The 621-nt window shown below is 64.4% G+C and carries 1 protein-coding gene and 1 pseudogene; both read right to left on the bottom strand.

Annotation, left to right across the window (positions count from 1 at the left end; genetic code table 11):
- Positions 1-368: pseudogene (locus tag HX846_RS35320) on the bottom strand (ATP-binding cassette domain-containing protein); the annotation flags it as partial.
- A 47-nt stretch (positions 369-415) separates the two neighbouring features.
- Positions 416-621 (bottom strand): iron chelate uptake ABC transporter family permease subunit (locus HX846_RS35315; RefSeq protein WP_178967260.1); only part of this gene is annotated, 206 nt, incomplete at its 5' end.

The raw sequence follows: 621 nt of genomic DNA, 5'->3' as shown, positions 1-621 counted from the left end.
CGCTCGCCGCCCGACAACGCCAGATAGCTGCGCCCGCTCAAGTGGCCGACGTCGGCAGCCTGCAAGGCAGCATTGATGATTTCATCGTCACGCACCCGGCCCGTCTGATGAGGCAAGCGCCCCATGCCCACTACCTCTTCGACGCGAAAGGCAAAGTCCAGGGTCGAGGTCTGCGGCAACACCGCCAGCCGCTGGGCACGCTGCGCTCCGCCCCAGTCCTTCAACTCACGCTGATCCAGCCACACACGGCCTTGGTCGGGCTGCAACTCGCCGCATAACGCACCGAGCAATGTACTTTTTCCCGCGCCGTTGGGGCCCAATACGCCGAGCACTTCTCCTGGCAGCAGGTCCAGGGTGATGTCCGCCAGCACAGTTTTGCGCCCACGGCGGATCTGCAGGTCTTCTACTCGCAGCATCAGGCGCGCCCTCGTAACAACAGGTAGAGGAAAAACGGCGCACCGATAAACGCGGTAACAATGCCGATCGGTAATTCCGCCGGCGCCAAGGCCAGGCGCGCCACCAGATCGGCAAACAACAGCAAACTCGCCCCCGCCAGCACCGAGGCTGGCAGCAGCACCCGATGATCCGGCCCCGCCAGCAGGCGTACCAGATGCGGCACCA

The sequence above is a fragment of the Pseudomonas sp. K5002 genome (assembly GCF_013386655.1).
In the GTDB taxonomy this organism is placed as follows: Bacteria; Pseudomonadota; Gammaproteobacteria; order Pseudomonadales; family Pseudomonadaceae; genus Aquipseudomonas.
This window is presented reverse-complemented; position numbering and strand designations above follow the sequence as displayed.